Annotated in this window: 5 protein-coding genes and 3 tRNA genes; 6 read left to right on the top strand and 2 right to left on the bottom strand. The window is 61.2% G+C overall.

Annotated elements, in window-relative coordinates:
• The first annotated feature begins 139 nt into the window (after nt 1–139).
• From E3O56_RS17815 to E3O56_RS17790, 6 genes are all read left to right on the top strand, one after another.
• Nucleotides 140–215, top strand: a tRNA-Glu gene (locus tag E3O56_RS17815).
• 50 nt (nt 216–265) lie between these two features.
• Nucleotides 266–341: transfer RNA gene (locus tag E3O56_RS17810), tRNA-Ala, on the top strand.
• 80 nt (nt 342–421) lie between these two features.
• Nucleotides 422–497: transfer RNA gene (locus tag E3O56_RS17805), tRNA-Glu, on the top strand.
• A gap of 182 nt (nt 498–679) precedes the next feature.
• Nucleotides 680–1,219: a TetR/AcrR family transcriptional regulator gene (locus E3O56_RS17800; protein WP_103733781.1), complete on the top strand. Its 540-nt coding sequence runs from the start codon at nt 680–682 to the stop codon at nt 1,217–1,219.
• A gap of 87 nt (nt 1,220–1,306) precedes the next feature.
• Nucleotides 1,307–1,741, top strand: coding sequence for a thioesterase family protein (locus E3O56_RS17795; RefSeq protein ID WP_005789778.1), 435 nt, complete (start codon nt 1,307–1,309; stop codon nt 1,739–1,741).
• A 55-nt stretch (nt 1,742–1,796) separates the two neighbouring features.
• Nucleotides 1,797–2,777 carry a tRNA-dihydrouridine synthase gene (locus E3O56_RS17790; protein WP_005789777.1) on the top strand — a complete coding sequence of 327 codons (981 nt, stop codon included), beginning with the start codon at nt 1,797–1,799 and terminating at the stop codon, nt 2,775–2,777.
• Here E3O56_RS17790 and E3O56_RS17785 read toward each other — a convergent pair.
• Nucleotides 2,716–6,036: an EAL domain-containing protein gene (locus E3O56_RS17785; protein ID WP_248128644.1), complete on the bottom strand. Its 3,321-nt coding sequence runs from the start codon at nt 6,034–6,036 to the stop codon at nt 2,716–2,718. The two genes, E3O56_RS17790 and E3O56_RS17785, sit on opposite strands and share 62 nt — an antisense overlap.
• 66 nt (nt 6,037–6,102) lie before the next feature.
• A partial coding sequence (locus E3O56_RS17780; RefSeq protein WP_248128643.1) for a LysR family transcriptional regulator substrate-binding protein occupies nt 6,103–6,551 on the bottom strand: 449 nt, incomplete at its 5' end.

Raw genomic sequence — 6,551 nt, 5'->3', positions numbered from 1 at the left:
TGGGAGAGCGCTTGCATGGCATGCAAGAGGTCAACGGTTCGATCCCGTTTAGCTCCACCAATTTACAGGTTCAAGGTTCCGGCCACACCGTCCTTGAATTGATCAGGTCTCAGCTCTGATCAGATGTACAGAAGGTTTTGTCCCCTTCGTCTAGTGGCCTAGGACACCGCCCTTTCACGGCGGTAACAGGGGTTCGAGTCCCCTAGGGGACGCCAGTTTCAACAAGCAGCTCGAAAGGTCTGCTGCGTCGCGAGACGAAAAATCCGGGGCTATAGCTCAGCTGGGAGAGCGCTTGCATGGCATGCAAGAGGTCAACGGTTCGATCCCGTTTAGCTCCACCAATTTTACAGGTTCAAGGTTCCGGCCACACCGTCCTTGAATCGATCAGTTCTCAGCGCTGATCAGTGTATAGAAGGTTTGTGTCCCCTTCGTCTAGTGGCCTAGGACACCGCCCTTTCACGGCGGTAACAGGGGTTCGAGTCCCCTAGGGGACGCCACGATTACCCGCTTTGCGGGATTTTTAAGGGTCATTCAATTATTGAATGGCCCTTTTGTTTGTCTGGCGTTCGGCCATTTTCTTGATTGATTCCATTTTTTTGTTCTGACCGGCGGTCGTACCTTTCGCTTGCGCAATATTATTATGGTAATAATATCCAACCCATGAAAGACGGAGGCCTTGATGAGCGATAAAAAAGCGCAAACCCGCGAACGTATTTTGCAGGCTGCCAGCGCGGCATTGATCCAGCGCGGCCCGGCTGAGCCGAGTGTGGGGGAGGTCATGGGGGCGGCAGGGCTGACCGTCGGTGGTTTCTACGCGCACTTTGAAAGCAAGGACGCCTTGATGCTGGAGGCGTTCAGCCAGTTGCTGGCGCAGCGCCGGGCCTCTATCGACGATCTGGACGCGCAGCTCACCGGCGAAGAGCGTCGGGCGCTGGTGGCGGCCTTCTATCTGTCACGCAAGCATCGTGATTCAACCTCCCAGGCCTGCCCCTTGCCGGCCACAGTTGGCGAGATGGGTCGCTTGCCCGACGCATTTCGCGAGGTCTTGAGCGAGCACGTGGAGCTGATGACTGCGCAACTGGCCGACAGCCCTGAAGACATCGACAAGGCGCTGGCGGACATGGCCTTGATGGTGGGTGGCCTGACATTGGCTCGCGCACTGGGGCCGGGTGAGTTGTCGGACCGCGTAATCCGAGCGGCCAAGGCGGCGGTGCGCTGAAGAGGCGCGCCTCGACTGCCGCCGTCTACAGCAGCGGCAAACCGCCTGATACACTGCCCCGCCGACATCAATCGACTGGAGCAAGGCATGGGCTGGGATTTGGCAACGCCGTTTATCATCGATCTGCAGGTTGCGCCTGAAGACATCGACGGCCTGGGGCACGCCAACAACGCGGTGTACGTGTCCTGGTTGGAGCGTTGCGCCTGGCGCCATTCCCAGCGCCTGGGGCTGGACCTCACCGAGTATCGCCGCCTGGACCGCGCCATGGCGGTGGTACGCCATGAGATCGATTATCTGGCGGCAGGCTATGAAGGCGATGAGCTGCAACTGGCCACCTGGATCGTCGACTGGGATCAGCGCCTGAAAATGACCCGTCGTTTCCAACTGGTACGCCCCCGCGACGGCGCGACGCTGCTGCGCGCGCAAACCACCTTTGTGTGCATCGAGTTGTCCAGCGGCAAACCCAAGCGTATGCCTGCCGAGTTTATTGAAGGTTACGGTCCCGCCCTGACAGGGGGTTAACGGTCCTCGCCGGAAACCCAGTAAACTGCGCCACGATTTTTGTTGAGTGTTTTCCATGCAAATTGCTTTGGCGCCCATGGAGGGGTTGGTCGACAACATCCTGCGGGACGTGTTGACCCACGTGGGCGGTATCGATTGGTGTGTGACCGAATTTATTCGCGTCAACGACCGCTTGCTCACCCCTGCGTATTTCCATAAGCTCGCGCCGGAACTGCTGCACGGTGCCCATACCGCTGCGGGTGTGCCGCTGCGTGTGCAACTGCTCGGCTCCGACCCGGTGTGCCTGGCCGAAAACGCTGCCCTGGCCTGCGAGCTGGGGTCTGAGGTGATTGACCTGAACTTTGGTTGCCCGGCCAAGACCGTCAACAAGTCCCGGGGTGGCGCGGTGCTGCTCAAGGAGCCGGAGCTGCTCAACCAGATCGTCGAGCACGTGCGCCGTGCCGTGCCCGCCCACATTCCCGTGACCGCCAAGATGCGCCTGGGCTTCGACAGCCCGGATGGCGCGCTGGTATGCGCCACCGCGTTGGCCGAGGGCGGTGCTGCACATATCGTCGTCCACGCGCGCACCAAAGCCGATGGCTACAAGCCGCCGGCCCACTGGGAGTGGATCCCGCGGGTGCAGGACGTGGTCAAGGTGCCGGTATTTGCCAATGGTGATATCTGGAGCGTCGAAGATTGGAAGCGTTGCCGTGAAATCAGTGGCGCCGAAGACATCATGCTCGGCCGTGGCCTGGTGGCGCGTCCTGACCTGGCAAGGCAGATTGTGGCGGCCAAGGCCGGTGAGGAGGTGGTCGAGATGACCTGGGCGCAGATGCAGCCGATGCTTCAGGAGTTCTGGCGCCAGTCGGTGGCGCAACTGACTGAAAAACAGGCACCCGGCCGCTTGAAGCAATGGCTGGCGATGCTGACGCGCAACTACCCGCAGGCGGTGGAGCTGTTCACCGCGCTGCGCCGCGAGACCGACCTGCAATGCGTCAGCCGTCTGCTGGGCATGCAGCATCCGGTCCCGCTCGACCCTGTTCCAGCAACCGCCTGAAGCCTTCTATCGGCAACGGACGGCTGTGCAGATAACCCTGGAATAAATGGCAGCCCAGCTTTTGCAGGAACGCCAGTTGCTCCGGGGTTTCCACGCCCTCGGCGATCACGTCCAGGTTCAAGCTGCGCGCCATGGCTACGATGGCGCGGATGATCTCGGCGTCATTAGGGTCGTGGGTGGCATCGCGTACGAATGACTGATCGATTTTCAATGCATCCACGGGCAGGCGCTTGAGGTAGGTCAGGGATGAGTAGCCGGTGCCGAAGTCATCCATTGCGAAGCTCACGCCGAGCTTTTTCAGGCGACGCATCTTCGCCACGGTATCGTCCAGGTTCTGGATCACGATGCCTTCGGTGATCTCCAGTTTCAGCAGGCTGGAGGGCAGTTGATGCTGCTTGAGGCTGTGTTCTACCCGTTCCACAAAGTCGTTCTGGCGAAACTGCCGCGGGCTGATATTCACGCACAGGCTGAAATTGAGCGGGTCTACCAGACCGTCGGCAATCAACTGGGCAAAGGCGCCGCAGGCTTCATCGAGAATCCAGGTGCCGACTTCCAGGATCAGGCCGCTGTCTTCCAATACCTTGATAAATTCCGTCGGCGACTGCGCGCCCAGTTGCGGATGTTGCCAGCGCACCAGGGCCTCGGCCCCCACAATCCGGTTGCCACGCGCATCCACCTGGGGCTGGTAATGCACGCTGAACTCGCCGCGTGACAGGGCCAGGCGCAGGTCGGTCTCCATGCGAAGGCGCTCGCTGGCGGTTTTTTGCATGCTGTTGTGGAACATCTGTGTGGTATTGCGCCCTGAATCCTTGGCGCGGTACAGGGCGATGTCGGCACGCTTGAGCAAATCGGCTGGCGTGGTGCCGTGGTCGGGAATCAGCGCTACGCCGATGCTGGGCGTGACCTGCAAACGATGGCCGTCAAGGAACATCGGCTCCGACAGCAACTCACGCAATGTATCGGCCACGCTTTGCACCTGGTCGCTGACCTCCTGGCGCTTACCCTCAAGACCGCTGAGCAGCACCACAAACTCATCGCCGCCCAGGCGTGCCACGGTGTCCTCCATGCGCACGCTGGCTTCCAGGCGTGCGGTGACGATTTTCAACACGGTATCGCCCACCGGGTGGCCGAGGGAATCGTTGATGTGCTTGAAGTGGTCGAGGTCGAGGAACAGCAGGGCGCCGCGCAGGTTGTGGCGCTTGAGCAGGGCGATCTGCTGGCTCAGGCGGTCCATCAGCAGTGCGCGATTGGGCAGGTTGGTGAGCGGGTCGTGATAGGCCAGATGGCGGATCTGCGCCTGGGCGTTTTTCAGCAGGCTGACGTCTCGTGCGGTCAGCAGCAGGCAGGGGGTTTCGTTCAGGGTGATCGGCTCGACCGAGACCTCCACCGCCAGCACCTCGCCTCGTTTGTTGTGCCAGAGCATTTCCAGATGATGGATGCGGCCCTTGATCTGCAACTCGGCCAATAATGCCGCGCGCTGGTTTTCATCGGCCCAGATGCCGATCTGGTACAGGGTCAGGCCGATGGCTTCTTCGGTGCGGTAACCGGTCAGGCGGCAAAAACCGTCATTGACCTCCACATAACGGCCGGTGTCGCGTTCGGTGATTGAAATCGCGTCGGGGCTGGAGTGAAACGCCTTGGCGAACTTCTCTTCACTGGCCTTGAGGGCAGCTTCCGAGCGTTGCTGCTGGGTGATATCCCGAAGGGTGGTGACGATGCAGGGTTGGTCGCTGACCTTGATCAAGCGGCTGGAGATGACGCAGGTCAGGCTCTGGCCGTCCTTGTGATGCACCACGATGGCCACATTACTCAGGGCCTGCTCGCGAATCACCTGCTCGATGCGTTGCAGGCGCTTGCTGGAGTCGTCCCACAGGCCGATTTGTTCGGCGCTTTTGTCCAGTACTTCGGCGGCTGTCCAGCCGAAGGTCTGGGTAAACGCCGGGTTGATCTCGATAAAGGCGCCGCTTTCCAGGCAGGTCACGCAGATAGGGTCGGGGCTGGCCTGGAACAGGCTGGCAAATTTTTCCTCGGAGGCGGTGAGGCGTTGCTCGCGTTCGACCTGGTCGGTGATATCCAGCAAGGTGCCCGCCATGCGCAGGGGTTTGCCTGCTTCATCGCGGTACAGGCGCGCACGGCTTTCCAGATAGCGTGGGCTGCCGTCCTCCAACTGCACGCGGTAGGTCAATTGGTAGTTGCCGTCCGGGCCTTCACGCAAGCTGCGGTAGGCATTGCGCATACCCTCGCGATCCTGGTCGGACATCCCTTCGAAAAACGCATCGAAGGATTCATGAAAGGGCGCCGGTTCGAGCCCGTGCAGTTGGGCGGCGCGGGCCGAGCCGTAGAGCATACCGCTGGGGATGTGCCAATCCCAGGTGCCCAGTTGCGCGGAATCCAGGGCCAGGTCGAGGCGCTCCTGGCTGTCTTTGAGCGCTTGCTCGGCGTTTTTGCGTTCGGTGGTGTCCAGGAACGTGCTGATCAGGTAAGCCTCACCGTCCAGTTCCACCTTCTGGGCGCTGAGCGTGCCGTCGTGGATCTGGCCGTTGCTGGCGCAGAACTGCACCTCCATGGTGATGGGTTCGCCTTTGCGCTGGGTGGCCTTGACTAGCAGTGCACGCTGCTCCGGATGGCGCCACAGGCCCAGTTCCAGGGTGGTACGGCCGATGGCATCGGCCACCGGCCAGCCGAACAGCATTTCGAAATACTGGTTGGCTTCGCTGATCAAGCCATCGGCCTGGCGGGTCAGTAGCACCATGTTCGGGCATAAATGGAACAATGTGGCGAAGCGCTTTTCGGAGTGGCTGAGGGCGTGTTCGCGGTCGCGCTGATGGGTGATCTCGCGGATCACTCCGATCATGCGGCGCCGTCCGGCTTTTTCCGGCGCGAGGCTGCCGCTGATTTCCAGCCAGTGCAGGCTGCCATCGGGCCACTGGATGCGATGGTGCATGGCCCGTTCGAACGGCTCTCCTGCCAGGACCGCGTGAAAACCACGCACCACCCGTGCGCTGTCTTGCGGGGCCAGCAAGTCAAGGTAGTCGAGGTCCTTGGGCAAGGGTTGATGCGGGTCAAAGCCGAATAACGCTTGAGTACCCCGTGACCAACTGATTCTTCCCGTGTCGATTTCCCAGCACCAGGCGCCCAGCCGGGCGGCATTCAGGGCTGCCAGCAATTGCGGGGCACTGTCCCAGCTTTGCTCCGCCGCTTGGGGGTCCAGGGCGTAGATGCGGGGCAGGGGGGGTACGGGGTCGCCGGGGTTGCGCATTGTCAATGTGCCTTGGCTCGGTGAGAAGACAGCGCGGTTTTCCTTGAAACCCGAGGCCGCACAGTGTCATGCCGGTAACCCTGGCAGATCGACCTGTGCATCCAGCAGGCTCATGAAAGCCCGCGCAGCGTTCGATAGCGTCCTTTCTGTATGCACGATATAGCCTAGCTGGCGACTGAGTTGTATGCCCGGCAAAGCGATACTTGCCACTTGATCATCGAGCATGGTGCGCGGCAACACGCTCCAGGCCAGGCCGATGGACACCATCATCTTGATGGTTTCCAGGTAGTTGGTGCTCATCGCAATATTTGGCGCAAGCCCCTGGGCTTCGAACAGGCGGCTGACAATATGGTGCGTAAAGGTGTTGCCGCCGGGAAACACCGCCGGGTGCCTGGCGATATCGGCCAGGCTGATGGAGCCGTTGCTGATCAGGCTGTGTTCCGGCGCTACCACAAAGTCCAGCGGGTCATCCCATACCGGCGAGGCGCGCACCAGATGGTGCGGCTCGGGCGCCA

Origin of the sequence: Pseudomonas sp. W2Aug9 (genome assembly GCF_023127755.1) — a bacterium.
Classification (GTDB): Bacteria; Pseudomonadota; Gammaproteobacteria; order Pseudomonadales; family Pseudomonadaceae; genus Aquipseudomonas; species Aquipseudomonas synxantha_A.
Note: the sequence above shows the minus strand (reverse complement) of the source record. Positions and strands in the feature narration are given on the sequence as shown.

What these genes read in the sequence shown, in the direction of transcription:
- E3O56_RS17800 (WP_103733781.1), top strand. Translation starts at nt 680, where the DNA reads ATGAGCGATAAAAAAGCGCAAACCCGCGAACGTATTTTGCAGGCTGCC.
- E3O56_RS17790 (WP_005789777.1), top strand. Translation starts at nt 1,797, where the DNA reads ATGCAAATTGCTTTGGCGCCCATGGAGGGGTTGGTCGACAACATCCTG.
- E3O56_RS17795 (WP_005789778.1), top strand. Translation starts at nt 1,307, where the DNA reads ATGGGCTGGGATTTGGCAACGCCGTTTATCATCGATCTGCAGGTTGCG.
- E3O56_RS17785 (WP_248128644.1), bottom strand. Translation starts at nt 6,036, where the DNA reads ATGCGCAACCCCGGCGACCCCGTACCCCCCCTGCCCCGCATCTACGCC.